At 67.5% G+C, this 24,687-nt stretch carries 20 protein-coding genes; 10 read left to right on the forward strand and 10 right to left on the reverse strand.

The genetic code is table 11. From position 1 onward, the window contains the following. Window positions 1-292: 292 nt before the first annotated feature. Complete coding sequence (locus OV287_RS28505; protein ID WP_267537207.1) at window positions 293-775, forward strand: FKBP-type peptidyl-prolyl cis-trans isomerase; 483 nt, start codon at window positions 293-295, stop codon at window positions 773-775. A 26-nt stretch (window positions 776-801) separates the two neighbouring features. On the opposite strand, the gene OV287_RS28510 is transcribed toward OV287_RS28505, so the two are convergent. The 3 genes from OV287_RS28510 to OV287_RS28520 are packed head-to-tail and all read right to left on the reverse strand — an operon-like array spanning window position 802 to window position 4,405. Then, window positions 802-2,499, reverse strand: a complete 1,698-nt coding sequence (locus OV287_RS28510) for a sensor histidine kinase (RefSeq protein WP_267537208.1) — start codon at window positions 2,497-2,499, stop codon at window positions 802-804. 19 nt (window positions 2,500-2,518) lie between these two features. Continuing rightward, window positions 2,519-3,502 carry a phosphate/phosphite/phosphonate ABC transporter substrate-binding protein gene (phnD, locus tag OV287_RS28515; protein WP_267537209.1) on the reverse strand — a complete coding sequence of 328 codons (984 nt, stop codon included), beginning with the start codon at window positions 3,500-3,502 and terminating at the stop codon, window positions 2,519-2,521. A 27-nt stretch (window positions 3,503-3,529) separates the two neighbouring features. Further along, window positions 3,530-4,405 (reverse strand): response regulator, encoded by an 876-nt coding sequence (locus OV287_RS28520; RefSeq protein ID WP_267537210.1) that lies wholly within the window; start codon window positions 4,403-4,405, stop codon window positions 3,530-3,532. Window positions 4,406-4,720: 315 nt separating this feature from the next. Between OV287_RS28520 and OV287_RS28525 the strand changes: the two genes are divergently transcribed. Both OV287_RS28525 and OV287_RS28530 read left to right on the forward strand, forming a co-directional pair. After that, window positions 4,721-5,596, forward strand: a complete 876-nt coding sequence (locus OV287_RS28525; protein ID WP_267537211.1) for a hypothetical protein — start codon at window positions 4,721-4,723, stop codon at window positions 5,594-5,596. A 243-nt stretch (window positions 5,597-5,839) separates the two neighbouring features. Continuing rightward, window positions 5,840-6,823 (forward strand): glycoside hydrolase 64/thaumatin family protein, encoded by a 984-nt coding sequence (locus OV287_RS28530; protein WP_267537212.1) that lies wholly within the window; start codon window positions 5,840-5,842, stop codon window positions 6,821-6,823. Here the strand turns inward: OV287_RS28530 and OV287_RS28535 are convergent. Together OV287_RS28535 and OV287_RS28540 are read right to left on the reverse strand one after the other, a co-directional pair. Continuing rightward, window positions 6,799-7,401, reverse strand: a complete 603-nt coding sequence (locus tag OV287_RS28535) for an NIF family HAD-type phosphatase (protein ID WP_267537213.1) — start codon at window positions 7,399-7,401, stop codon at window positions 6,799-6,801. The two genes, OV287_RS28530 and OV287_RS28535, sit on opposite strands and share 25 nt — an antisense overlap. Next, entirely contained in the window at window positions 7,398-8,222 is an 825-nt protein-coding gene (locus OV287_RS28540) for a hypothetical protein (protein ID WP_267537214.1), read from the reverse strand. The genes OV287_RS28535 and OV287_RS28540 overlap by 4 nt, the downstream gene beginning before the upstream one ends. Before the next feature lie 25 nt (window positions 8,223-8,247). Between OV287_RS28540 and OV287_RS28545 the strand changes: the two genes are divergently transcribed. Continuing rightward, window positions 8,248-9,600, forward strand: a complete 1,353-nt coding sequence (locus tag OV287_RS28545; RefSeq protein WP_267537215.1) for a Sir2 family NAD-dependent protein deacetylase — start codon at window positions 8,248-8,250, stop codon at window positions 9,598-9,600. Between the two features lies 1 nt (window position 9,601). On the opposite strand, the gene OV287_RS28550 is transcribed toward OV287_RS28545, so the two are convergent. Together OV287_RS28550 and OV287_RS28555 are read right to left on the reverse strand one after the other, a co-directional pair. After that, entirely contained in the window at window positions 9,602-10,090 is a 489-nt protein-coding gene (locus OV287_RS28550; protein ID WP_267537216.1) for a hypothetical protein, read from the reverse strand. Window positions 10,091-10,100: 10 nt separating this feature from the next. Next, entirely contained in the window at window positions 10,101-10,706 is a 606-nt protein-coding gene (locus OV287_RS28555; protein ID WP_267537217.1) for a Uma2 family endonuclease, read from the reverse strand. Window positions 10,707-10,850: 144 nt separating this feature from the next. On the opposite strand from OV287_RS28555, the gene OV287_RS28560 reads away from it, so the two are divergent. From OV287_RS28560 to OV287_RS28570, 3 genes are all read left to right on the forward strand, one after another. After that, complete coding sequence (locus OV287_RS28560) at window positions 10,851-12,560, forward strand: FAD-dependent oxidoreductase (RefSeq protein ID WP_267537218.1); 1,710 nt, start codon at window positions 10,851-10,853, stop codon at window positions 12,558-12,560. Window positions 12,561-12,690: 130 nt separating this feature from the next. Further along, window positions 12,691-14,112, forward strand: a complete 1,422-nt coding sequence (locus OV287_RS28565) for an IS4 family transposase (RefSeq protein WP_267532091.1) — start codon at window positions 12,691-12,693, stop codon at window positions 14,110-14,112. 235 nt (window positions 14,113-14,347) lie between these two features. After that, entirely contained in the window at window positions 14,348-15,544 is a 1,197-nt protein-coding gene (locus OV287_RS28570) for a glycoside hydrolase family 19 protein (protein ID WP_267537219.1), read from the forward strand. A 2-nt stretch (window positions 15,545-15,546) separates the two neighbouring features. On the opposite strand, the gene OV287_RS28575 is transcribed toward OV287_RS28570, so the two are convergent. Together OV287_RS28575 and OV287_RS28580 are read right to left on the reverse strand one after the other, a co-directional pair. Next, complete coding sequence (locus OV287_RS28575; RefSeq protein ID WP_267537220.1) at window positions 15,547-17,094, reverse strand: alkaline phosphatase D family protein; 1,548 nt, start codon at window positions 17,092-17,094, stop codon at window positions 15,547-15,549. Between the two features lie 59 nt (window positions 17,095-17,153). Further along, window positions 17,154-18,653 (reverse strand): CoA transferase, encoded by a 1,500-nt coding sequence (locus tag OV287_RS28580; protein ID WP_267537221.1) that lies wholly within the window; start codon window positions 18,651-18,653, stop codon window positions 17,154-17,156. Between the two features lie 321 nt (window positions 18,654-18,974). Between OV287_RS28580 and OV287_RS28585 the strand changes: the two genes are divergently transcribed. Genes OV287_RS28585 through mdoH form a run of 3 tightly spaced genes read left to right on the forward strand, consistent with a single transcriptional unit; the run spans window position 18,975 to window position 22,981 of the window. Continuing rightward, window positions 18,975-20,471, forward strand: a complete 1,497-nt coding sequence (locus OV287_RS28585; RefSeq protein WP_267537222.1) for an OpgD/OpgG family glucan biosynthesis protein — start codon at window positions 18,975-18,977, stop codon at window positions 20,469-20,471. Then, on the forward strand, window positions 20,459-20,944 hold the full coding sequence (locus tag OV287_RS28590) for a hypothetical protein (protein WP_267537223.1): 486 nt from the start codon (window positions 20,459-20,461) through the stop codon (window positions 20,942-20,944). The genes OV287_RS28585 and OV287_RS28590 overlap by 13 nt, the downstream gene beginning before the upstream one ends. Window positions 20,945-20,959: 15 nt before the next feature. Then, window positions 20,960-22,981, forward strand: a complete 2,022-nt coding sequence (gene mdoH, locus OV287_RS28595) for a glucans biosynthesis glucosyltransferase MdoH (RefSeq protein ID WP_267537224.1) — start codon at window positions 20,960-20,962, stop codon at window positions 22,979-22,981. 59 nt (window positions 22,982-23,040) lie between these two features. Here mdoH and OV287_RS28600 read toward each other — a convergent pair whose 3' ends face one another. After that, on the reverse strand, window positions 23,041-24,495 hold the full coding sequence (locus OV287_RS28600; RefSeq protein ID WP_267537225.1) for a DUF8814 domain-containing protein: 1,455 nt from the start codon (window positions 24,493-24,495) through the stop codon (window positions 23,041-23,043). Between the last annotated feature and the right edge of the window lie 192 nt (window positions 24,496-24,687).

A 24,687-nucleotide genomic window follows, 5' to 3' on the forward strand; every position in this document is an offset into this window, starting at 1 on the left:
CAGACCGTTGACGTGCTGAGCGGGGAAGAGTCTGTCTGGAACCCACATCCGAGCCGCTCGTGCACAACGCGCCGCGGGAAACACACAGATGAGGGGACAGCCGGCCGACCCGCTGTGGTAGACAGCGCGCGCACCTACTCACCTGGAAGGCAGGTGAGCGTCCCGCTCCGCTGCAAAGAGCGCGTGCACAACCCCATCATCAGCCAGGCACGGCAGGAGTCCCCTCCCCCGGAACCGCCAGGGGAAGGTCCAGCTCCGAGCGCGCCTGCTGCCGCGCCCGAGGAGGGCATTCATGCAGATTGCGAAGGACAGCGTTGTCTCCATCGACTACCGGCTCCACCTGGGAGACGGGAAGATCATCGACGAGAGCGAGCCGGGAGACCCGCTCATCTACCTGCACGGGTACGAGGAGATCGTCCCGGGGCTGGAGAAGGCGCTCGAGGGAAAGAAGGCGGGCGAGTCCCTGAAGGTGGTGGTCCCGCCCTCGGAGGGCTACGGGGAGTACGATCCGGATGGCGTGGAGGAAGTGCCGCGCGAGGACTTCCCGCCGGACATGGAGCTGGAGGCCGGCGGCGTTGTGAGCGCCACGGATGAGGACGGCGACGATGTGGAGTTCCTCGTGAAGGAGGTACGCGCCAAGACGGTGGTGATCGACTTCAATGATCCCATGGCGGGGAAGACGCTCCACTTCGAGGTGACCGTGCGCGAGGTGCGCGCGGCGACGAAGGAAGAGCTCGAGCACGGCCACGCTCACACTCCTGGCCACGAGCACTGAGCCCGCCCTGCCCTTCGAGGCAGAGGTCAGCCGCTGGCCCGCGGGGCGCTGTTCTGCGCCCCGGTCTCGGGCCGGAAGGGAAGCTCGAGTGTGAAGGTGGCCCCCTTGCCGGGGCCATCGCTATGAACTCCAAGCGATCCCTCCATCGAGCGGGCGGCGATCGCGCACGAGTGGAGGCCAAAGCCGTGCCCCTCCTTCCTCGTGGTGAAGCCGTGCTGGAAGATCTTGGTGAGCAGCTCCGGCGCAATGCCCATGCCGTTGTCGCACACCTGCACACGAACGCGGTTGTCCGCGGGGTGCTCGAGCTTCACGGTGAGGCGCCGCTCGCCGGGCGGATTGTCGTTTAGTGCATATTTAGCGTTGCTGATGAGGTTGAGGAGGATCTGCAGCAGCTTGTGCTTGTCCACCATCATGCGCGGCAGCGGCATGACGTGGCGCTCGAGCGTGATGCCATGCCGCCCGAGCGCAGCCCCGTTGATGCGGAGGGCATCCTCGAGCAGCTCCTCCAGAGAAGCCGGCTCCACCAGGCTCGAAGACGTGGCGTAGCTCTGCTGCAGCTCGACGATCATCCGGATGTGCTCGACATGGCGGTGGAGGGAGTCCGTCATGGACAGCATCTCGTCGCGATCGGAGGACAGGTTCTCCCCGAGCTTGCCGAGGAATTCAGGCAAGCGGCGACCGCGCTCGTCCGCCGTCATGAAGGCAGGAAGGTCGGCGCGGCGCTCCTCCAACACTCCGGCGAGCTTGAGGAGTGACTGCAGGCGCAACGCTCGCAGCCGCTCACCGAGGACCGTGGCCGACGTGTTGATGCTGTTCAGGACGTTGCCCACGTTGTGGAGCACGTTCGTGGCGAGCTCGGCCATGCCCGCCTGACGCGCGAGCTCCACGGCGCGGCGCTGGGTGTCCTTCAGCTCCTGCGTGCGCTCCTTGACGCGGAGCTCGAGGCCATCGTGGGCCTGGCGCAGAGCCTCGTTGGCCCGTGCGAGCTCCTCGGTCCGCTCGGCAACGCGGCGCTCGAGCTCATCGCGAGCACGGCGCAGCGCGGCCTCGCTCAGGCCGAGCTCCTCCGTCGAGGCGACGAAGGGCAGGAGCATGCGTTGAATCACGAAGACGAAGATGACGAGCGTGAGCAGGAAGGCGCCCACCGGGATGATGCGCTGGACGAGCCCGAGCTGCCTCAACTCCTCCTGGGAGCGGCGCTGGAGAAGCACTGAGACGTCATCGAGTGCTCCTGAGAGGCTTCTCGAGGCGGCGCGGAACTGCTCCAGGTCAGGGTTGTTCTTGAGCGAGCGGTTCTCGGACCGAAGGACCCTCACGTGAGCCGCGTGGGTTTTCTCCCACAACCCTGGCAGGGTACCGAGCACCCCGAGGATCTCCGGTTCCTGGATGCCGTTGAGCGGAAGCGCCCCACCCCCGCTTTTATCCCCTTGAAGCAGCGCATTGCTCACGGCCATGAAGCGCTGGGCCTGGGTCTGGGCGGCGCCCCTCTGCCGGAGCAACAGCTCCCAGTCCGACGACGCCAACCCGACGAGGGCGAGGTAGGTCGTGTTCTCGAACTGATCGACGATGGTGCCCAGAGCCGCCGCAGCCGCGACGTGCTGCTGGCTCTGGTCCACGCGCGCTTCGATCTCCAGCATGGCCGCCAGTGAGGCTGCTTGCAGGGCGATGCTCAGCGCGAGCATCGCCAGGAAGGGCCAGAGCAGCTGGCGCATCTTACGAGGCATCGATATCCCCCCTCGGTGCTCACCGGATGACGGTGAAGCCGGCCTTCTCTGCGGCGTCCTTCATCGCGCGGATGTCGTCGTAGGCGCTGTCCTGGACGATGACGAATCGCTCCAGCAGGGCCTCGTCGAGGAGCTTTCGTCCCTCGGGATCCTCGTGCATCGTCACGAGCGCCTGCTGGAGCTTGTTGCGCAGCTCCACCGGCAGCTGGGACGAGGCGACCAGCGGACCGGGGGTGGACGGGCCCGAGCTCTCGAGGACCCGCACCTCGTGAGCGTGCCCGATTCCCTTCTCCCGGTCGTAGTCGAGCACGAGGCTGTCGACGAAGCTCGCATCCGCCTTGCCGGTCGCCACCATGCGGATGGACTCCTCGTGGGAGCCAGACCGGAGGACCTTGCCGAAGAACCCCTGCGTCAGCCCGAGCTCGAGCATCCGGTAGCGGGGCTGGTTGTAGCCCGCGTGGGAGATCTCATCGTTGTAAGCGTAGGTCCGGCCCTTGAGGTCGTGGATCGTCTTGTAAGGGCTGTCCTTGCGAACGATGAGATCCGAGAAGTACTGGGGCTTCCCCTGGTACCGGGCGATCTTCATGACGGGCGCGGCGACGAGGTGGACGGCGGGCTGCGGGGTGTCGTGGAGCATCACGTACGGCAGGCCGCAGATGAAGCCGCTTTGCACGGTCCCCTCCTCGAGCATGCTGTTGATGGTCCCGTACGCCAGGCCGGTGACGAACTCGATCTGAACGCCGGTCTTCTCCGTCAGGTAACTGGAGATCCGCGAGTAGACGCCAGTCCCCAACTCGGAGACGTAGGCGGCGGACATGGCGAGCCGGATGGGCTTGCCTGCGGCCGTCTCGGGAGAACTCACGGCGGCGGGCGATCGCTCAGCGGCCAGAGCCGCCTCGGACTCCGGCCCACCGATGAACAACCACAGGGCGGTTCCTCCCGCGAAAGCGAAGGCCGACGCGAGGCCGATGAGCAGAGCGGTACTGCGTGCAAGGAATTTCATTCGTTCTCTTCAGAGCCCGCTGTCTCTTCAGGCGCGAGCTTTCCGGGCAGCGGTGACATCGCGCAGCAACACAAACGCCTCCACTGTGTCGATGGCTGCGAGTCGTGCCTCGATGGAGCGCACCTCGCCCCCCACCGGAAGCTCGAATCCGAAGACGTGCGCCGTGCGCTCACCGAAGGCCCGGCCCAGCCAGGTCAGCAGCCCCCGGGCGGCCTCCCCTGGCAAGGCGTTGGCCAGGTTTCCACCGGGCGGGAAAGCCAGCGCAGAGGAAGGAGTGGCCTCTCGGGACGCCTGGAACTCGAGACAGGTGCCGTCCGCGGCGACGCGCAGCAGCGCGTCCGGGAGCACCTGGAGCAACCCTCGGAGGTGGGCCTCGCTCTTGCGCAGCGCCTGCTCGGCCCGATCGCTCGCGGAGCGATGGGACCACTTCTCCACCAGCGCACACGCCATCTGGCGAACCTCGACGGCGTCGAATGGCTTCTTGAGGATGAGGAGGCGATCCGTCTGGCCGAACCTGGCGCTGACGCTCTCCCACGAGAAGTCCGAGTACGCCGAGCAGATGACTGCCTGGAGGCGAGGATCCTCCTGCCAGATGCGTGAGAGCGTCTCGACTCCGTCCCACCCCGGCGGCATCCGCATATCAATGAACGCGAGCGCGTAGGGGGTGCCGTTCTTCAGGGCCTCGCGGACCTTCGCGAGCGCCTCGGTGCCCTGGAAAGCACTCGTCAGCTCGAACTTCGGGGGTTTGGGCGTGGCCGACGCTTCACCCAGGAGCATCGCCTCCAGGGAGTCCAACTCGGAGGTGTCCTCACGGGGCTGGAGGATCCGGCGGAAATCATCATGGATGTCCTCATTGTCGTCGACGATGAGGATGCGCCTGTTGTGCGTGTGGTCCAGAGTCATGGGTCCCCCCGCATCCGATGAGCATTGCTGTCCTGCAATGCCCTGGCGCAATTACAAACCCTTTAAGAAGTGTACCGCCCGAAATTCCTGAAGTGCAACGCGGCCTCTGTCAGCCTTCGAACGACTACAGTGCTGATAGGTTTTTCCTTCCGCAGGAGCCTGCGGGAAAGGGGGCTGCTCCCCCGGCTACTCATGGCTGAGAGTCGCGGAGGGCCCATGCTGCTTGCCCCCGGGACCATCGGCTCCAGGGCCGCGACGCACTTGGATCGCCGCTTGCATTAGGGAGCGCCGTACCCCCACGGAAGGCACTCCTCCATGAGCAATCGGTCCGCACCGGCACAGACGATGGATCCACGGCCGAGCCCGTTGGTTCACGACTCCCAACAGGCGCCACGGCGGTTCGAGGTCATCCAGGGCGGCGAGGAAGCCCGCTCCGCGGCCGAAAAGGGCCGGGCGATGCTACGCGCCGCGGTGGAGGAGCGGCTGCTCCAGGTCCTGAAGGACGTCCATGGCCGGCTGGCCGCCTTCCTGAAGAACCCAGGCCGCCTGGGGGTCGTCAACCTGCCCCTGGTGCTCAGCGAGAGCTCCCTCACCTACGAGCTGTGGAAGGGACCCGCCTCCAATCCCGAGTACCGGGCCCAGATGGTGGCGATGATGGGCGTCGCGCCGAATGCGGACGACGCCTCGCTGGTGGGGGAGCTCATGGCCGAGGTGCACCAGGCCTTCGTAGACTTCCAGAAGGGCCGCCCGGGCAGTGACGCGCGGAAGCAGTACGAGGAGGTGCTCCAGGGCTTCGAGCTGGCGAACGTGCTGCCCGTCGTGCCCGGCCACGACACCGGCCCCATGCTGGCCGAGCTCGCCCGGCTGGGGATAACCCCCGAGAAGGACTTCTCCCGGTCGCTGCTGGTGGTGCCGCAGGTGGTGGCGGTGGGACTCAGCCCAGAGGAGGGCTCAACCTCCCAGGTCGTGATCGCCGGCCTGACCGTGCTCCAGCTCTGCAACCTGGTCGCCCATCTGCGCAACCTCAATCCCCTGCTTTCCAACCGGCAGGTGCGCCAGCTCCTGGTGCTCTCCGCCACGGATCTGAAGAAGGCCATCCGCAAGAGCATGGGGCAGGCCGAGGTGGATCTGGTTCAGGACCTGGCGCGCCAGCTCCTGCGGCTCCAGGTCGTCGAGCTGCTCTTCGTCTGAGAGCCCCCTCTCGATGCGCTGGAGGGGTGGTGACAGCGGTCACCAGGGGGTGACGGCAGTCACCAGGATCTCCGCCCCAAATGGTGACAACCGACACCAGCGCGCGCCTCTCCCCAGCGGGAGACGGGCCTCCTGCCAGCACCAAGAGAGGCCAAAAGGCCCTGGCACGGCTCCTGCTCTACGCCAACCCGTGCCGCGAACAAGTAGCCGCCCCTTCCACTGAACTCCCGAGGAACTCCCGCCATGGCCATCGCCCCCATCTCCCGTTCGCAGGTCTCCTGCCCCTCCTCCGTGCGCACGCCTGGCGCCGAGCCGGTCTCCACGCCGGCCCAGGGGCTGTCGAACCTCCAGGGCTCGCAGCAGAGCAACCCCCTGCGGCGGCTGCTCGAGGCCGACGGATTCGACTCTCCGCTGAGCGCGAAGAATGCGAGCGGCCTGGATGCAGCGGTGCAGGAGCTCGCGCGGCTGGCGCAGGTTCTGACCAAGGCCGCGCAGCTGCTGGGTAGCGAAGTCGGCGCGGGTGGCCAGGGGGTGCAGGGTCCGCAGTCCCTGGGAAGCCCGAGCCCAAGCCCTAGCCCGAGCGCCGGTAGTGCCGCGAGTGGAGGGGCACCGACGCTGGGCGGGGCGCCCGCGGCCCCTGTCGCGAAGGACGCTGGTGGTGCCGCGAAGACTGGCAACACGATGACCTTCACCAACGATGGCAGCTCGCCGATGACCATCCAGTTCACGCCCAACGCCGGGGACAAGGCAGTCGACTCCGTGACCCTGGAGCCCGGCAAGACGCAGACGGTGGAGTTCCCCAAGGGCTGGTCCGGCAACTTCCGCAGCGCGTCCGGCGATGGGGCGGCGGCCACGCTCGGTGAGGTCAAGTTCAACGGTGGCGGCGACCAGACCTACTACGACGTGAGCTACATCGAAGGAGACAACGCCTCGATGACCATCGCGCCGGAGAGCGGCGGCAAGAAGTCCGGCACGGAGGAGAACCTCCTGGCGTCCGCCCCCGAGTCGGTCAAGGCCCGGAATGCGGATGGCTCGGTCTACGGCATCAAGAAGACCACCACGTCCAACGTGCAGGACCAGGGAGTGGTGGACTTCTACCGGAAGCACGTCGGCGCCGACGAGGGCTACGTCATCCCCACCGATGATGCGAGCACGCTGGGGACCAAGGACACCCACCTGGTGGTGCGCATGAAGGACCTGGTTCAGGGCACGACGGGCCGCGTCTGATTGGCGGCCACGGACCTCCAGTGCCGCTTCTCGATGGTCCTCACGTTGACGGCGTCTTTGAGGGTTGCCAGGTACTTGGAGAGGGCTGGCAACTCCTTGTCATCCTCCTCCCCGTTGTACTCCTTCACATAGATGGCGTTGCCATAGTTGTGAGCGCACTTGGCGGGGGTGTCATCCACGATCAGGGTGCGCTCCAGCCTGTACCCCTTCCGCTTCAGCTTGTGCAGCTTCTTGACGTAGTTGTAGTGGTTGCTCGGGTCGAGATACCCGAACTCCTGCACCTGCGCCCTGTCGAGTGAGAACGTGCACCGGCTCCGTCCCCAGACGAACTCAGGGGTGAGCCCCCGGGGGAAGATCCGCTTCACGACCTCGCCCACGTAGTCATCGGAAGCAGAGGACCAGACCGCGAGGCGGAAATGGGCCGCACACTCCGTCAGGAAGTGATCCACATGCGGCCGCACATAGACGTAATAATCAAACAGACAGAAGTCCTCTGCCCGCGCCAGCCTCTGGGTTCTGGCATGGATCAAGGTCTCATCCAGATCCAATATCAGCAAGATCCTGTTGGTGTCTGTCATTGCCGCGTCACCTCGAGGCTCACCTCGCGCGGCGCGGAGGCCATCTTGAGCTTGGACACGGGCTTGCCGTCGACGTGCAGTTCGACCAGGCCCGGCTCCACGTCGAGGGTGCACTCCCCCACCGCCGGCTCGTGGGTCACCTCCACGTCTCCCGCGGAGCAGAAGCTGAGCCGCTCGCCACCGAGGTACGCCGCGACGCGATACAGCCCCCCTACTGGCTGCTTCGTCTTCTTGTCGAGGAGATTCACCTTCACCAGCGCCCGCCGCTCACGAAGCACCACCTTCGCCGTCTCGCCCTCGGGCACGAAGAGCGGCTTGAAGCCCATCTTGCGGAAGCGGAACCGCTCGTGCGGCACCTCGGGGCGCAGCTTGAACTTGAAGCGGCCCGTGTCATCGGTGCGCCCGCCCGGTTCAATGTCCACCTGCACCAACGGTGCGCCCTGCTCGTCCACCACCTGTCCCTCGTAAATGAGCCAGGGAATGCGCCGCAGCCGCACCAATACCTCCTGGCCTGGCGTCACCGGCAGCGGCTCGGTCGGCGTGTAGAAGTCCTCGGGCACCTGCGACACCTCCACCTCGTTCGGCGTGAAGGGGAGCTCCGCGCGGAAGCGGCCATCGGCCTCCGTCCAGACGAGCTCCATCGGGTGATAGGTGCCACAGCCGGCGCTGTCGACGTAGCCACTGAGCCGGGTGGTGTCGGTCAGTCTCAGCGTCACCTGAGCGATGCCCTCGCCCGCTTCGTCCACCACCCGCCCCTCCACCACACGGGCATGGCCCCCCAACGGAACGGTCAACGCGAGAACGAGGAAGAACCAGCGCATGGGGAGTATCGTAACGCGGAACCCCATGAACGAGCTGCATACCCGAGGACTCGCATTGCTCCGGGCGGGCCACGAGCACGAGGCCGCCAGCTATCTGAGGGAGGCCGTCTGCCTCTCGCCCGACGATGCACGCGCTCGCTATCACCTCGCCCTCGCCCACCGGCTTCGCGGGGAGCTCACCGAGGCACGAGCCGAGCTGCTGGCCGCGCTGGAGCTCGAACCCACCCTGGCGCCGGCCTGCGCGCAGCTCGGGAGCCTTGCCCTCGTCGCGGGAGAGCTTCAGGAGGCCATTTCCTGGCTGTCCCGGGCGCTCGCCACCCACCCCGGGCACCGGCTCTCTCGCTACCAACTGGGCGTCGCGCTGCGGTTCGCTGGACATCGGATGGAGGCAATCTCGCTCCTCCGGTCGAGCCTCGAACCGGGCCCGGGTGCTCTGCCGCCCGTCCTGGCGCAGCGGGTGCGCGGGCAGCTCGCGGATGCCTTGAACGATTTGGCCCTGGGAGCACGGCCGTTGGCCCAGTGTGCCGCGCCGTTGGTGACGGAGCTGCTCGAGGAGCAGGCGCCCCCGAGCAAAGAGGCGCCACTCCCGGAATCGAATGGGGAGCGGGAGTCACGGGTCGCGACCCCTCTGGAGGCCGCGCACCTGCTGGCGGGTGCCCGCTCCATCCTGGCGCTCACCGGGTCGGGGATCTCGGTGGGCAGCGGCCTGGCCACGCGCAAGGAGCTGTGGCAACGCTGGGACCGAGATGCGGCGGTCTCGGTGTTCAAGTTCCGCGAGGCCCCGGAGGTGCTCTGGGAGGTGATCGCCGACTTCCTGGGCGAGGGCCAGCACCGTCCGAATGCCGCGCACCTCGCGCTCGCGGAGTGCCCGGATCTGCTCGGCATCGTCACGCAGAACGTGGATGGACTGCACCAGGAGGCGCACCGCGAAGTCCATGGTGAGCCCGCGCCGATGCCCCCTGTCGTCGAGCTGCACGGCACCCTGCTCGAGACCCGGTGCCATGACTGCAACACCCGGCCCGGGCGGACCGCCGGCTCCTATGTGGGGACCACCACGCCACGTCCGCCACGCTGCGAGCGCTGCAACGGTCCGCTGCGGCCAGACGTCGTGCTCTTCGGGGAGCGGGTAGCGCCGGAGCGGATGAGCCAGGCGCTCGAGCTTGTACGGCGATGCGACGCGCTCCTGGTGGTGGGAACGGCCATGGACGTAGCGCCCGCTTCCGAGCTGCCGCGCATCGCTCGCGCGAACGGAGTGCCGGTGGTGGAGATCAAACGCACGGCCTCCCGCCTGTCCCGGAGCCTCGACACCGTGCTTGTCCCCGGAGAGGCGGACGCGGTGCTGCCCGAGCTGATCCAGGCCCTGCGGCGGATGCGCTGACTTACGAGGGACGCCCCCCTCGCCGGCCAGCACACAGATAGGAGAGGATGGCGGCCTTGTCTCCGGTGGCCAGCTCGTAGCGGGCACCCGGGGAGAGAATGCCCTGGCGTGCGGCGAGGGCCTCCACGGCGGCCTGGGCCTGGGTGAGCTGTACGCCGGCCCCACCACCGCCGAGCACGAGCGGTGCCCCCATCTTGAGGTCCAGCACCACCACCCATCGCCGCTCGGGACGAGGCTCCGACATGTCCACCACCACGAAGTCTCCCGCGAAGCGGCGCTGATCGCAGCGGAAGGCCCACATGTTCCGCTTGCGGCGCAGCAGCTCCCTCACGAAGGGCTTCTCGTCGCTCTTCAAGGCGTAGCGCTCGGACAAGAGCGAAGCGTTGGAGAGGGAATAACCCTCCTCCTTCGCGAGCAGGAGCGCCCAGGGGTTGGCGTGTGCGAGCAGGGGCAGCGAGACGGGCAGGACGATGGGAGGCTCGCGAGGCATGAGTGCTCCCCTATCTGGACCAGACGAGCGCCAGCTCGAGCTCGATGGCGTCGAACGGTTCAGCGCGTACCCGCGCCTCCCCGGAGAAGGACTGGACGGAGAGCCATTGACCTTCGGCGAGCCGGAAGATGTCGAGCGTGCGAGCCACCGGGTCCACATGCCACAGGTGCCGCACCCCCTCTCGGGCGTAGATGCGCATCTTCTGGCCCTTGTCCCTGCTCCGCGTGCGATCGGAGAGCACCTCACAGGCCCAATCCGGAACAAGGTCGTAATGGGCCGGAGCCGCATCCCCTCCGACAGCGTCCGGAAGGCGCTCGCGCCGCCACCCAGCGAGGTCCGGCACGAGCTTGTCTGGGCGCGGGCCGAGGTGCAGCTCCGGCTCGTCGAGGATGACCCAGCCTCCCGGTCCGCCCCTGCCGAGCATGAAAGGAGTCCCGATGACCATGCCCAGCCTCGACGCCACGTTGGCATGTGGGCGGGCCGGGCGCGGACTGAGGTACAGCTCACCGTCCAGGATCTCCGCCACCATCTCCGCTGGAGCCGCCTGGAAGGCCGCCTCGACGGACGGGGCGTTTCGCTCGGTGGACTCGGACTCGGGAGGGCGACGGGTGACCATGAGGGAAGATTTCCGCATGTCACTCGTGCGGTGCAATGCCGGGGCCGCGGATTGACAAGTACCGGGTTGAAGGAGCCAGCCAGACGCCCGCCCGCTCTGGAGACTGCGTTGGCGGGAGACACTCCCCTTCCTAGATTCGGCCTCATGGGGCCCCCACGTGTCCAGAGCGAGTCCGAGCGCGACCCGGCCTCCCCCGATGCACGCTACGCGCAGACCTTCCCGCGCCTCAGCCCCGACATGGCGGCGCGGGTCTCCGCCTATGGCACCGAGGAGTGGCTGCCCAAGGGAACGTTCCTCTTCCAGCGTGGGGACCGGAGGATCGACTTCTTCTTCGTGCTCGAGGGGTGCATCGAGATCCTCGACTTCGGGCCCGACGGCGAGCCGAACCTCGTCGTCGAGCATTCCGAGGGGCAGTTCACCGGCGAGCTGAACCTCTTCAATGACCGGGAGATCCTGGTGAGCGGCCGCACCACCACGGACAGCCGGGTGGTGCGGGTGAAGCACGCCGACTTCCGGCGCTTGGTGACGGGCGAGCCGGACATCGGCGAGCTCATCATGCGCGCGTTCATCCTACGCAGGGTCGGCTTGATCCAACACTCGCAGGGAGGGGTCATCCTCATCGGCCCCGGCCATGGGGCCAACACCCTCCGGCTGGAGCGCTTCCTGATACGCAACGGCTACCCCCACCGACTGCTCGACACCGAGGTCGACCCAGCGGCCGGTGGCTTCCTCGCCTGCTTCAAGCTGACACCCGATCAGCTCCCCGTGGTGATCGCACCGGGGAGGCGCGTGTTCCACAATCCCCCCAACGCCCTGCTCTCCGATGAGCTGGGGATCACCGAATCGGTGGACCCCGGTCACTCCTACGATCTGGTGGTGGTGGGCGCTGGACCGGGAGGGCTCGCCGCCGCCGTCTACGCCGCTTCCGAGGGGCTGGAGACGCTCGTCATCGAGGCCCTGGCACCTGGCGGGCAGGCGGGCACCAGCTCGAAGATCGAGAACTACCTCGGCTTTCCCACCGGCATCTCGGGCCAGGCGCTCGCGGGACGGGCGCAGGTCCAGGCGCAGAAGTTCGGAGCACGGCTGCTCATCTCGCGGGCGGTGACCGGCATCGACTGCGAGCGCACACCCTACCGGCTGCGGATGGAGGATGGCCGCACGGTGATGGCACGGGCGGTGGTCATCGCCACGGGCGCACGCTACCGCAAGCTCGACGTCCCCCAACTGGAGCGCTTCGAGGGCCAGGGCATCCACTACGCGGCAACCGCGATGGAGGCCCAGCTGTGCACGGGCGAGGAGGTGGTCGTCGTCGGAGGAGGCAACTCGGCCGGCCAGGCGGCCGTCTTCCTCTCACGCACTGTCGCTCGGGTCCACGTGCTCGTACGCGGGCGGGGACTCGCCGCGACGATGTCGGACTATCTCGTCCAGCGAATCCACTCCTCGCCCCGCATCACCCTGCATACGCGCACCGAGCTCACCGCGCTCGACGGGGACACGCTGTTGCGCGAGGTGACGTGGATCAACCGGGACACAGGCGAGGTGTCCACGCACCGCATCGGCAACGTCTTCGTGATGATCGGCGCCGAGCCAAACACCGAGTGGCTCCAGGGCTGCCTCGAGCTCGACAACAAGGGCTTCGTCAAGACCGGGTACGACGCCGAGGGACACCCGCTCGCCTCACCCTATGAGACCACACGCCTGGGCATCTACGCGGTGGGAGACGTGCGCTCGGGCTCGGTGAAGCGCGTGGCCTCGAGCGTGGGAGAGGGCTCGGTGGTGGTGCAGGCGATTCACAGGTACCTCAACCCAATGCCTGTCGGCCCAGCACCGGTTGAGATGACGGTGAGCCCCTGACGAAAGACCCTCACCCCAACCCTCTCCCAGAGGGCTGAAGAATGCACACGCAGAGGGAGAGAGGGAGCAAGGGGTGAGCAAGCTGGATGGAGCATGACGTGAGCGGTAGGGCCGGATAGAGAGGCAGCCCATGGAAGCTGCCCCTTTGTATCTGACGTACGAGGTTCTCTATCCAGCAGGGAGTTTCGGTCCGCTTGAGGAGGTGTGGCTGAGGGAGAGGTTGCTGCACACCCTTCACCTGATGGAGGGGCAGCCCGGCGTCACCATCAACCGATTGGGCACCAGCCGGGCGGAGCGAATGGGGGCCTACCGCATGCTGGAGAACGAAGACGTCAGCTTCCGGCAGCTGCTGGAGCCAGCGGCCCGGACAGTGGGCAAGGCGGTGGCGAAAGGGCAGGCGGGAGAGGTGGCCTTGTGTGTACACGACCGGACCGAGGTGGAGCTCAGCCATCTGTCCATGAGCGGGGTGGGCCAGGTGGGCAATCCCGTGTGTCAGGGCTTCTTTCTGCAGACGGCGTTGGTGGTGCAGGCCGACGGCGCCGCTTTTGGAGTGCTGGGAGCGCGCACCTGGGCGCGCCCGGCCGCGCAAAGGGGAAAGGCCAAGAGCAGGAAGCAGCGGCCCTTCGAGCAGAAGGAAAGCAGCTTGTGGTGGCAGGCCATGGTGGAGGCCGAAGAGGGAGTGGGCGAGCCAGGGCGACTGCTGCACGTCATCGACGCCGAAGGAGACATTTTCGAGTTGTTCTCCCGCTCGGCTAGCGCGTCGTATCAACTGCTGGTGCGCGCCGGCCAGGACAGGCGCGTGGAGGGAGAAGGGGGGAGGCTGTGGGCCACCATGGAGGGGCTGCCCGTGGTGGACAGCCGGCTGCTGCACGTGTCGGCGCAACCAGCCCGGGCGGACAAGCCGGCGCGCACGGCACGCGACGCCACGCTGGTGCTGCGCTACGTCCCTCTCACGCTGCTGCCTCCCGGGCGCCAGGGTGGGCAGCCGGTGCCGGTGTGGGGCGTGCTGGTGCGCGAAGAAGAGCCGCCACAGGGACAGAAAGCAGTGGAGTGGCTGCTGCTGAGCAACGTGCCCATTGAAAGCGTGGAGGCGGCCTGGGGCGCGGTGTCCACCTACCAGAAGAGGTGGGGGATTGAGGAGTTGCACAAGGCCCTGAAGACGGGCTGCCGCCTGGAGGGGCGTCAGCACCAGAGGCGCGAGCACCTTGAAAACCTGCTCGTCCTCACTCTGCTGGTTTCCGTCAAGATGCTGCGCCTGCGCACCCTGAGCCGCACTCTCCCGGACGAGCCCGCAGATGAAGTGTTGGAGCCCGCCGAGGTGCAGGTGCTCCAAGCCATGGCACCCCAACTCTCTCCACGCATGCGACTGCAAGGGGCGCTGACGCTTCGTCAGGCCCTGCTGCTCATCGCCGCCCTAGGCGGTTACATGGCCAACCCGGACAAGAAACCTCCGGGCTGGCTCGTCCTCTGGCGCGGCTACGAACGGCTGGGCGACTACGTCGCCGGCTTCACCCTCGCCCAGCACCTTTCCTCCGCTCCCCCGCCTACTTAGCGTGTGCAATCCTCAGCCCAGAGGGAGAGGGGGCATCCATGGCTCGCGTGGGCTACGTCAGCGCCGTAGCCTTCAACAAGGCTTTCAAGCGATGGCACGGCCTCGGACCCGGAGGCTACAGACGAGGAGCGCAGGGCAGCGGGCTATCCCCATCTTCCAATTAATGAACAGTAACCTGAAATTCCTGGATGAGCTCTAAATCGGGCAGAGTGCCCTCCCCTTCAAGGAGGTCATCATGGTCCGTAAGAGTCTGTACCGCAGCGTGTCCCTGCTCGGTGTTCTGGGAGCACTGAGTGGATGTGCCGTCGAGGAGCTGAAGTCGTCTGAAGAGAGCGCGCAGACCGAGAGCGCCGTCATCGTGTCCAGCATCACCGAGGGCGATTACGTCATCCGGTCCGCCATGACCCAGAAATGCATCGACATCTCGTCATCCAGCACGGCGGATGGGGCGAAGGTGCAGGAGTGGGACTGCAACGGCACCAACGCGCAGAAGTTCCACATCTCCCCGACGTCGGATGGTTACTGGAAGATCATCAACGTCAACAGCAACAAGGGGCTCGACATCAAGGAGGTGAGCACCGCGCAGAACGCGCTGGTCCATCAATGGACGTACGGCGGCGGGGCCAATCAGCAGTTCAAGTTCGTGGCCCGGGGCAACAACCAGTTCAGCATTCACGCGCGCCACACGGACATGGCGATCGATCTGTACTGGGGCTCGGCGGAGAACGGGACGATCCTCGTCCAGTACCCGTACACCGGTGGGGCCAACCAGCTCTGGACCTTCGACAAGCTCGGTGGGAGCGGAGCCACCGGGTTGGGCGCGATCCTCAGCGCGTCCATGTTCAACACCATGTTCCCGAACCGCAACCCGTTCTACACGTACGACGCCCTGATCGCCGCGGCCTCGACCTTCCCTGGGTTCGCCACCACGGGTGACACCGACACCCGCAAGCGCGAGGTGGCGGCCTTCCTCGCCAATGTCTCGCACGAGACCGGTGGCCTCATGTACGTCGAGGAGATCAACAAGGCGGCGTATTGCGACACCTCGTGGGGTCCTCCGGGCTGTAGCTGTGCGTCGGGCAAGTGGTACTACGGGCGCGGCCCCATGCAGTTGTCCTGGAACGGCAACTACTGCGCCGCCGGTAACGCGCTCGGACTGCCGCTGCAGGCCAACCCGGATCTGCTCGCGCAGGACGCGAACGCCTCCTGGCGCTCGGGCTTCTGGTTCTGGATGACGCAGACTGGCGCCGGCTCCATGACGGCGCACAACGCCATGGTCAACAACGCCGGCTTCGGCGAGACGATCCGCACCATCAACGGATCGCTGGAGTGCTACGGCCGCAACCCCGCCCAGGTGCAGAGCCGCGTGGACACCTACCTGCGCTTCACGAACCTGCTCGGCGTGAGCGCCGGCGGCAACCTCGGCTGCTGAGCTCAGAGCGCCGCGAGTTTCAGCTCGTGGGGGCCCTTCAAGGCGAGGCCCTTTCGACTGTAGTTCTGGACCAGGAGCACGCTCCTGGTCGTGTCGTAGGAGACCTGGGTGAAGTTGTCGTCCTGCTCGAAGCCGCGGCTGCGGTAGTGCATGGTGACGGAGCCGTCGATATCGAAGCCATCATCCTCGGCCTTCGAGTCGTGCACGAAGCCGAGCGGGTCCCCGTCTGCGAACGGGAAGGGCCAGTAGAAGGCCGAGGAGACGATGGAGAAGGCCTTGAGCGGCAGCTTCCCTCCCCGTTTCTTCTCGAAATAGATCTCCGACACGTTGGAGCAGTGCACGTCACCGGAGAGGAAGACGACGTTCTGGACATTGTTGTCGACGATGGCGCGCAGCACGCGCCGCCGGGTCTCGGGGAAGGCGGGCCATGAGTCGCTAGCCCCGCTTCCACCGCGCGAGCCGACGTCATTGGGCGCGAAGACGCCGGGCGAGACGACGAACTTGGGCACGTTGCCGCGCTGCTGCTGCATCTCCACGAGCCAGTCACAGAACTGGTCGAGCTGGCCCTTGAAGCCTGGGGCGCTCGCCTTGGCGGGATAGCCCAGCAGGTGGTTGCCACGCAGGGAGGCATCGGCGTCCTCGCGGATGCGCTGCGTGCGCACGTCGAGGACGAAGAAGGGGCTCTGGGCGCAATCGAAGCTGTAGTGGATGCGTTTGTCGAAGTTCCGCGGCCCGTGCACCCATTGGTAGCTCATGTACGCGCGGATGGCGTTGTGGAAGAGGTCGCGCTTGAGAGCATCCCGGAGGCGCGCCTGTACCCAGTTGTCCTCGATCTCGTGGTCATCGAGGATCATGTAGGTCGGCAGCGAGCGCATGAGCTGGCGGATATAGGGCGTGGAGAACGCCTCGATGTAGCGCTCCTGGAACTCCCGCCAGGTATCCGCGCGGCCCATGGAGAGGGTCCTGTTGAGTTTGTCGGCGTAGATCTGGTCTCCCATCATCAGCACGAAGCGAGGCTGGAGCGTGTCCTTGCCCCGAGCCTTCTCGACGTGCCGGGACATGGCCTGGAAGATCTCATCCGAGCGCTTGGACTGACCCATGACGCCCGGGTAGCGGCAGGAGCCCATGAGGAAGGAGAAGCCGCCTCCCGCCGCACTGGGAAAGGTGGTGAAGGAGACCTCGCCCTCATCCAGCCGCCGGAAGTCCTCCTTCCACACCATCAGGTTCTTGGGCAGCCGCTCGAAGACCTCCTGGTCCTCGACAATCAGCTCGGAATCGAGGCTGTCCACCGCCACCGCGCCCAAACGAGCCGTGTAGCGCGTATTGGGCTGGAGGCCGTCGAAGTCCACCGTGCCGGTGCGGTCATACTCGCGATGGAGGCGGAAGTAGCGCACCTGCTTGGGCTCCAGCTGGCCCTGCTCGTAGATCGCGGCCACCCCGACGGTGCGCAGATCCTGAACATCGGCGGCCCGGATCCACAGGCGGACACTGGTGTCCGTGGTGTGTCCGACGATGGGACCGACGGACGGCGGGCGAAGCATCTGAGGCATGGTGTCCCCCTTGGGTGTACCGAGGGGAACACTCTAGCGAAGGATGTGAGTGCCAGCACTCAACGCGGCAGCCAGACGGCATCGCTGGAGCCGCGCGGCACGAGCACGGTCTCGAAGCGGCGCGGCGTCGCCGACATGAAGACGTTCTCTGTTACCCCCTGATAGACACCGCAGGAGGTACGGGCGGTGAAGAGCTCCGGATCGATCAAAGCATGCGCACCCGCGGTTCCCGCGACGGACTTCACGTAGCCCTTGTCGAACAAGCCCAGCGAGAGGATCCAGAGCGCGGCCCGGCTGAGGGAGACGTGAACGCGATAGCTGCCGCCTTCCGTCGCACGGCGGGCGAGCGCCACCATCGCTCCGGTGGCTCCAAGCCAGGCAACCAGATAGTCATTCACGATCCCCGTTGGGGGCAGCTTTGGCTTCTCGAGCGTGCCTTCCGCCACCACCATGCCCGTGACCGCGCCCGCGACCTGATCGAAGCCGACGCGCTTCGCCCAGGGCCCGCCCTCGCCATGGGTACTGACGGTGACGTGAATCAGTCCGGGCCGGATCTTCGTGGCGGTCTGGAGGTCGAGACCCAGCTCTGTCAGCAGACGGGGACGGCGGTTGGCGAAGAAGATGTCGGCCTGCTCCAGCAACGCGCGGAGGTGGGCCGCCCCCCGCTTCTCGCGGGGCTCGAGCCGGGTCGATCTCATCCCCACATTGGCGGTGCAATAGATGGCATCGTGCTCTGTCTGGCGGGGACGCCAGACGTTGAGAACATCCGCCCCAAGTGAGGCGAGGGAGCGGCCAATACCGGCCCCAGCGATGACGTGCCCCATGCCGAGCGCACGGATGCCGGACAGCGGCTGCAGGCCGTGCGTAGGCAACGGCTCGGGTGCACTGTCCGCGATCTTCTCAATCTCGATCAGGGGGCGATTGGCGAGGTAGGCATAGGCCTCCGTCTCGAGGAACTCCTCGAGGCTCCGGATTTTGGCCATGACGATGCCCTGCTCCTCGCCCAGCGTTTCCAGCGCGTCGGCATCGTGCCGTGCGATCGCGCGGCGCAGTGCCTGGGGATTGTCCGCGCAGTCGAGCACCTCCAGCATCTTCGACTTGATGCCGGGATAGATGTTCGCGGGCAGCACCGTGCGCCCATCTCGGGTCGGGAAGAAGTCGAGATAGCTGGTGATGACGGGATCCGGGATGGACGCGGGATAGCCGTTGAGCAGCTCCCACTTCCTCTCGGTCGCGGGAGCGAGGCGGCGGATCGCCTGCGCGAGCTCGATGGAGATGTTCTGCCCGGCACCGCCACGCATCCGCCAGAGCTTCGCCGCCACCACCGACTGCTGCGCCAGCCCGAGCGCCGCCGAGCCGCCCAGCCGGACCACGCTGGGCATGAGGGGATCAAGCCCGTTGAAGCGAACCTCTCCGCCGCAGTCCTCGGGAGAGAAGCCCACCTCGGCGAGCAGGGCGGTCAGTTCCGCGTGAATGTCGAAGCGATCATGCTCGAGGGGCGTACGCACCGCTCGGGAGAGCGCCTGGGTCAGTGCAACCGGAGTTGAAGCCTGAGTCATGAGACTGCCCCTACCGTGCTTCCCCAGCGGCCTCAAGGACGCGAGCCGGGCCCGCGCTGGGGAATAAGCGGACAGTGTCCCTCGGGCTGCTGTTGCCATGCTCCACACCCCTCCCGCCCACCCCACTCCCCAGGTCACGGGCCGGCAACCCGCCAACCCAGCGAAATCGTTTGATTCCTAAGCAACTCCGGGCCGGTGGTGGCGCACCTCCGTGAACTCCTCGTGACGGCGAGAGCCGTCCCGCGTGAGTGGAACACGGATTGCTGAGGGGCAAGTCGTCGCGGCGGAAACCCCGCCAGAAGGGACGTGGAAGTGGAGTCGATGAAGTGGGCTGTACGAGGAGCGCGCGTGGCGTGCGTGCTCGGGACGCTGTACGCGATGCTGGCTGGAGCGAAGCCGTCCTTCACCGCCGAGACTGTACGAGAACGGGCCCGCGAGCTGGCCCACCGGCCCTACCAGGCCCCCGCGTCGACGCTCCCGTCCGCCTACGCGCAGCTCTCCTACGATCAATACCGGGACATCCGCTACCGCCCAGAGCGGGCCTGGTGGCGCGACGTCGGCCTGCCCTTCCAGGCCCAGTTCTTCCACCCGGGATTCCTCTACACCTCGCCCGTCACCCTGCACGAGGTGGAGGGTGGGAACGTGGTCCCGTTGCGCTTCTCGCCGGACCTCTTCGCCTATGGCTCGCTGGTGAAGGAGCTCCCCCCGGCGCCACCAGACAGCTTCGCGGGCTTCCGGCTCACCTACCCGCTCAACCGGCCGGACCACTTCGACGAGGTGGTGTCCTTCCTGGGCGCCAGCTACTTCCGCGCCCTGGGCCGGGGCAACGTGTACGGGTTGTCCGCCCGCGGGCTGGCCATCGACACGGCGCTCCCCCAGGGCGAGGAGTTCCCCTCGTTCCGTGAGTTCTGGCTGGAGAAGCCGGCTCCCGGCGCGGATCGCATCGTGGTGCATGCGCTGCTGGATAGCCCGAGCGTCACCGGCGCGTACCGCTTCGTCATCATCCCCGGTGAGCGGACGGTGGTGGAGGTCGAGGCGACGCTCCACGCGCGCAAGGCGGTGAAGCGGCTCGGGGTGGCACCACTCACCAGCATGTACCTCTTCGGTGAGAACGACCGGGGCGCCTACGACGACTTCCGGCCCGAGGTGCATGACTCGGACGGGCTCGTCTTGTGGATGAAGAACGGCGAGCACCTGTGGCGCCCGCTGCAGAACCCGGCCCGCCTGAGTGTCTCCAGCTTCCAGGTGGAGAGCCTGCGCGCCTTCGGCCTGTTGCAGCGCGATCAGACCTTCTCCAACTACGAGGATCTGGAGGCGCGCTACGACAAGCGTCCCGGCGTCTGGGTGGAGCCGGTGGGCGACTGGGGCCGAGGCTCGGTGCAGCTCGTGGAGATTCCCACGCCGCAGGAGGTGCATGACAACATCGTGGCCTTCTGGGTGCCCGAGGCCCCCTTCACCCCCGGTGCCGAGCTGCGCCTCGCCTGGAAGCTGCACTGGGGGCACGAGCCGCCCGAGCGCCCCTCCGTGGCCGTCACCACCGCCACGCGCATCGCCGCGGGCAGCACGGCGGGAGCCCGGCGCTTCGTCCTCGAGTTCTCTCGCGGTGGCCCGGAGGGAGCGGGGCCGGTCGAGGCGGTCGTCACTGCCTCGAAGGGACAGGTCCTCCACCCCATCGCGCAGCGCAACGACGTCACCGGCGGCTGGCGGGTCACCTTCGAGCTGGTACCCCAGGCGGGTGCCCCGGCCGAGCTGCGCTGTTTCCTCCGACGCGGATCCCAGACCCTCACCGAGACATGGAGTTACCTATGGACACCGTGAAGAAGCCGACCTCCCTCCCCTGCCACCCGGACACCCGCGCGGCGCTCGACACCTTCTTCCGGTCCTTCGGTTTCTCCCAGGAGGGCGAGCTCTCCCTCCTCGCGGAGTGGTCGCTCGGCACCATCACCGGTGTCGGGCCCCGGGACGCCCTGGCCCTCGCCCAGGCGCGCATGGAGGACTGGCTGGAGGGAACACTGGGCCCGGCGCACGCGAGCGGCGGCGCACTGCTGACGCGGGGCCGCGCGGCCTTCGTGCTGTGCGAGGGCGCGCAGTGGGGCGCCACGGTCCTCATGCGGGAGCCGGGCGCGCTGCCCGTGGCGCTCGTGAAGGCCCTGCGCGCCTCGGTGCCCGTCCCCGCTCCGTTGCCGCTCCCCACCCCCATGCCGGAGCAGCAGCTGGTGCTGTGGCCCCTGGGTGAGCTCTTCCGGCGCTGGTGGCGCGCGGGCGAGCCGGACGTCTCCATCTCCCGCTAAGGCACGGACGCTCTCATGTACGCGCATTCCTTCTCGCCCGGGACCGCCGGGCTCCGCCGGACGTGTGTCCTCGGACTGACCGTGCTCTCCACCCTCGCCGCCACGTGGGAGCTGCTCCGCCTGCTGAGCACGCGGGGGCTCACCGCGCCCGAGTTGGCGATGACGGTGCTCTTCACCCTGTGCTTCGCATGGATCTCCCTGTCCTGCTGGGCGGCGATCGCGGGCTTCCTCCAGCTCGTGCTCGGCGGGCGACTGCCGGGCCTGAAGTGGCCGGACGCCGGGGAAGAGGCGGCCCCGCTGAAGCGGCGCACCGCGGTGGTGATGCCCATCCACAATGAGGATCCGTCGGCGGTCTTCGCCAACGTGCAGGCCACCTACGAGTCGGTGGCGGCCACGGGGCACCTGGAGTCCTTCGATTTCTACGTGCTGAGCGACTCCACGCGCGCGGAGGCCTGGGTGGCCGAGGAGCTGGCGTGGGCGGACCTGTGCCGCCGGGTGGGTGGCCAGGGGCGCATCTTCTACCGGAGGCGCTCGGACAACACGGGCAAGAAGGCGGGCAACCTCGCCGACTTCTGCGAGCGCTGGGGCCGCCGCTACGACTTCATGGTGGTGCTGGATGCCGACAGCCTCATGTCCGGCGACACGCTGGTGCGGATGGCGCGGCTGATGGATCTCAACCCGCGCGTGGGCATCCTCCAAGCCCCGCCGCAGCTCGTGGGACGGAGCACGCTCTTCGCCCGCCTGCAGCAGTTCGCCGGCCGGGTGTACGGGCCCGTGGTCGCCGCGGGCGCGGCGGCCTGGCAGCTCGGCGAGTCCAACTACTGGGGCCACAACGCCATCCTGCGCGTGGCCGCCTTCACCGAGCACTGCGGGTTGCCGGTGCTGCCGGGACAACAGCCCTTCGGCGGCCACATCCTCAGCCATGACTTCGTGGAGGCGGCACTGATGCGGCGCGCCGGCTACACGGTGTGGCTGGTGCCGGAGCTGGGCGGCAGCTACGAGCAGCCCCCTCCCCACCTGCTGGCCTACGCGCAGAGGGATCGGCGCTGGTGCCAGGGAAACCTCCAGCACCTGCGGCTCGTCCTCGCGGGCGGGCTGCACCCCTTCAGCCGCGGGCACTTCCTCATGGGCGTGATGTCCTATGTAGCCTCGCCGCTGTGGCTGCTCTTCCTCTGTGTAGGGCTGGTGGCGGCGCTGCATGATCGCTTCCTGGAGCCGGAGTACTTCCCGGCGCACCGCACGCTCTTTCCGGTGTGGCCCACGTTCGACTCCGAGGGCGCGCTGCGGTTGATGGCGGTGTCCCTGTTCATGCTGCTGCTGCCCAAGGCCCTCGGGCTCGCGCTGGTCCTGGGGCGGCGGGAGCAGGCGTCGCTCATGGGAGGCCGGCTCCGGCTGGTGCTGAGCGCGCTGGCGGAGAGCGTGCTCTCCACGCTGCTCGCGCCGGTGATGATGCTCTTCCAGTCGCACTTCGTCTTCGGGACGCTGCTCGGCTACCGGGTGTCCTGGACGAGCCAGCAGCGCGATGACGAGGATCTGCCCTGGGCGGAGGCGGCGCGGCGCCATGCGGTCCACACGGCGGTGGGCGGGGTGCTGGCAATCGTGGCGCTCACCGTGTTCCCGGGACTGCTGCCGTGGCTGTCCCCGGTGGTGGCGGGACTGTTGCTGTCCATCCCGCTGTCGGTGTGGACGGCGCGTGCGTCGCTGGGCACGTGGGCGGCGAAGCGGGGCCTGTTCCTCATCCCCGAGGAGTCGGCACCGCCGCCGGTGGTGGCCCGCGCGCATGAGCTCGCCGGGCGGGAGCTGGAGCCGGTGGGTGACGGGCTGGAGCGGGTGCTGGAGGATCCGCGCGCCCACGCCCTGCATCTGGCCCTGTTGGCGTCCTCACCGGGCGCCAGCGCGACGCCCCTCACGCTCGCCTCGGCTCGCCGCAAGCTGATGGAGAGACGGCCGGAGCAGCTCTCCGCACAGGAGAAGCTGGCGGTGCTGCTGGACGCGGAGACGCTCGAGGAGGCGCGGCGCCCCAGCATCTCCCCGTGACATGCCAGCGGACCGGCTGACACGCCACGGGGCGGTCTCCGCCCTACCCCCTCACCTCATCAGCGGACCTGGATGGCGTCCGCGACGACCACGAAGCCCTCGGGGGCCCAGCGGCTCAGCTGCACCTTGTTCCAGCCGGCCGGGAAGCTCCACGAGCCGAGCGTGCTCCACGCGCCACCGCCCGTCTGCTGGTTCTTGTACACCGTGGCCAGCGTGGTGCCGCTGGCGTTCTTGATGATGTAGGGCGCGGCCGACGAGCGGTTGGTGCCCGCGGTCCACCGGGCGTCGATTGTCTTGGTGGCCGCCGCCGACAGGTAGAACCAGAACGTCGCCGGCTCGGAGACCGGCGCCGTCGAGGCGTACAGGTAGTTGGAGCCGTAGTAGCCCGCCGTCGAGGTCGCGGCCGTCCAGCTCCCCGTCAGCTCGATGTAGCCCTTGGTGGTGTCATTGGCGGCGTTGTTGTTGTCGATGATCAGGCCCGTGCTCGGGGTGCCGCCCGTCGTCCACAGGTACGTCACGTCGACCCAGTCGTTGTTGCTCATCCCCAGGTCCGTCCAGAACGATCCATCGGCGATGTCGATGCCCGCGGGATTGGCCGGACGGCGGCCGAACTGATCCAACCCGCCGTTGAATCCATCCTGGTAGGCGGCCTGGGCCTCGGGCTTGCCCTGCGGCAGGGTCTTCCACATCTCGCGGACGCTCGAGGGATTCCAGTAGTCATCCTTCGTGTTCCACGGGCCCACGTCCCACACCGACGTGGTGGTGCACCTGGCCGTCTTCGAGTAGCACACGCGCACCTGGTACTCGGAGCCACCGTTGGACGCGAGCGCCCGGCGCGAGGGCAGCGCCACGAAGCGGTCATAGCTCTTGATGACGTGGCCGTTGGCCGTCGTGCCGCCCACCAACCCCTCGCGCGTGGCGTAGATGCGGTAGGTCAACGCAGCCAGGGACTGAACGCCCTGGGTGGTGTCACCACCCTCCAGCGTTCCCTCCAGCTTCACGTCATGCACCACGGGGCCACGACCGTGCTCGTCCGCCACGAGCGCGAGCCGCACCTGCACCTCCGTGCCGGCCCAGGGAAGACGCACGGCCTCTCCCGTGCTGGAGATGCTCCACTCGCTCCAGGCGCCGCTGGCCGAGCGCACCCGGACATCCACCTCCACCCCCATCCCGAAGGTGCTCTTCGCCCGGAGCAGCGGCCGGACGGTGTCCACGGGCTGCTCCAGCCGGCGAGCCGGGAAGGTGTAGAGGCCCGTAAGGGTCCGAAGCCCCTCGGGCCGGCGCATGACGTTGTAGGGCTCGTACACCAGACCCTCGCCGGTGCGCACGAACTCGCCCGTGCCCTCTCCGGTGGTGAGCTCCTCCGTCCAACGTACGGCGCTGGCGCTCCCCGGAGGGGAAGCACGGAGAGACTTCGTCGCGGGCTCCTGCGAGCCCTCCGCGACCGCAGCGCCGCCCGCCAGCGAGACCCCCAACATCATCGTCATGAACGTCGACCGCAGCTTCGAGTGCATGAAGCGTCTCCTTGGAAAAATGGGAATACCGTACAGCCCATTCTTCCTAGGAGAACATTGAAAGCCCCTCGATGTCTCAGAAAAAGATAAATCTGATTCTCAGCTGCGCGGACGCGCCCCTGTCTCGCATCGAGCCCGTCCGCCCTATACGTAAAACTCCCATGCCCCCACCGAAGCTCAGTCTGGCGGTGA

It is taken from the genome of Archangium lansingense, assembly GCF_026626635.1.
GTDB classification, from domain to species: Bacteria; Myxococcota; Myxococcia; order Myxococcales; family Myxococcaceae; genus Archangium; species Archangium lansingense.

Bases quoted from the DNA above. Each gene is read 5' to 3' on its own strand.
- OV287_RS28540 (WP_267537214.1), bottom strand. From the start codon at position 8,222: ATGCGCTGGTTCTTCCTCGTTCTCGCGTTGACCGTTCCGTTGGGGGGC.
- OV287_RS28580 (WP_267537221.1), bottom strand. From the start codon at position 18,653: ATGACTCAGGCTTCAACTCCGGTTGCACTGACCCAGGCGCTCTCCCGA.
- mdoH (WP_267537224.1), top strand. From the start codon at position 20,960: ATGTACGCGCATTCCTTCTCGCCCGGGACCGCCGGGCTCCGCCGGACG.
- OV287_RS28510 (WP_267537208.1), bottom strand. From the start codon at position 2,499: ATGCCTCGTAAGATGCGCCAGCTGCTCTGGCCCTTCCTGGCGATGCTC.
- OV287_RS28590 (WP_267537223.1), top strand. From the start codon at position 20,459: ATGGACACCGTGAAGAAGCCGACCTCCCTCCCCTGCCACCCGGACACC.
- OV287_RS28525 (WP_267537211.1), top strand. From the start codon at position 4,721: ATGAGCAATCGGTCCGCACCGGCACAGACGATGGATCCACGGCCGAGC.
- OV287_RS28585 (WP_267537222.1), top strand. From the start codon at position 18,975: ATGAAGTGGGCTGTACGAGGAGCGCGCGTGGCGTGCGTGCTCGGGACG.
- OV287_RS28520 (WP_267537210.1), bottom strand. From the start codon at position 4,405: ATGACTCTGGACCACACGCACAACAGGCGCATCCTCATCGTCGACGAC.
- OV287_RS28560 (WP_267537218.1), top strand. From the start codon at position 10,851: ATGGGGCCCCCACGTGTCCAGAGCGAGTCCGAGCGCGACCCGGCCTCC.
- OV287_RS28600 (WP_267537225.1), bottom strand. From the start codon at position 24,495: ATGCACTCGAAGCTGCGGTCGACGTTCATGACGATGATGTTGGGGGTC.
- OV287_RS28545 (WP_267537215.1), top strand. From the start codon at position 8,248: ATGAACGAGCTGCATACCCGAGGACTCGCATTGCTCCGGGCGGGCCAC.
- OV287_RS28550 (WP_267537216.1), bottom strand. From the start codon at position 10,090: ATGCCTCGCGAGCCTCCCATCGTCCTGCCCGTCTCGCTGCCCCTGCTC.
- OV287_RS28530 (WP_267537212.1), top strand. From the start codon at position 5,840: ATGGCCATCGCCCCCATCTCCCGTTCGCAGGTCTCCTGCCCCTCCTCC.
- OV287_RS28565 (WP_267532091.1), top strand. From the start codon at position 12,691: ATGGAAGCTGCCCCTTTGTATCTGACGTACGAGGTTCTCTATCCAGCA.
- OV287_RS28535 (WP_267537213.1), bottom strand. From the start codon at position 7,401: ATGACAGACACCAACAGGATCTTGCTGATATTGGATCTGGATGAGACC.
- OV287_RS28575 (WP_267537220.1), bottom strand. From the start codon at position 17,094: ATGCCTCAGATGCTTCGCCCGCCGTCCGTCGGTCCCATCGTCGGACAC.
- OV287_RS28570 (WP_267537219.1), top strand. From the start codon at position 14,348: ATGGTCCGTAAGAGTCTGTACCGCAGCGTGTCCCTGCTCGGTGTTCTG.
- OV287_RS28505 (WP_267537207.1), top strand. From the start codon at position 293: ATGCAGATTGCGAAGGACAGCGTTGTCTCCATCGACTACCGGCTCCAC.
- phnD (WP_267537209.1), bottom strand. From the start codon at position 3,502: ATGAAATTCCTTGCACGCAGTACCGCTCTGCTCATCGGCCTCGCGTCG.
- OV287_RS28555 (WP_267537217.1), bottom strand. From the start codon at position 10,706: ATGGTCACCCGTCGCCCTCCCGAGTCCGAGTCCACCGAGCGAAACGCC.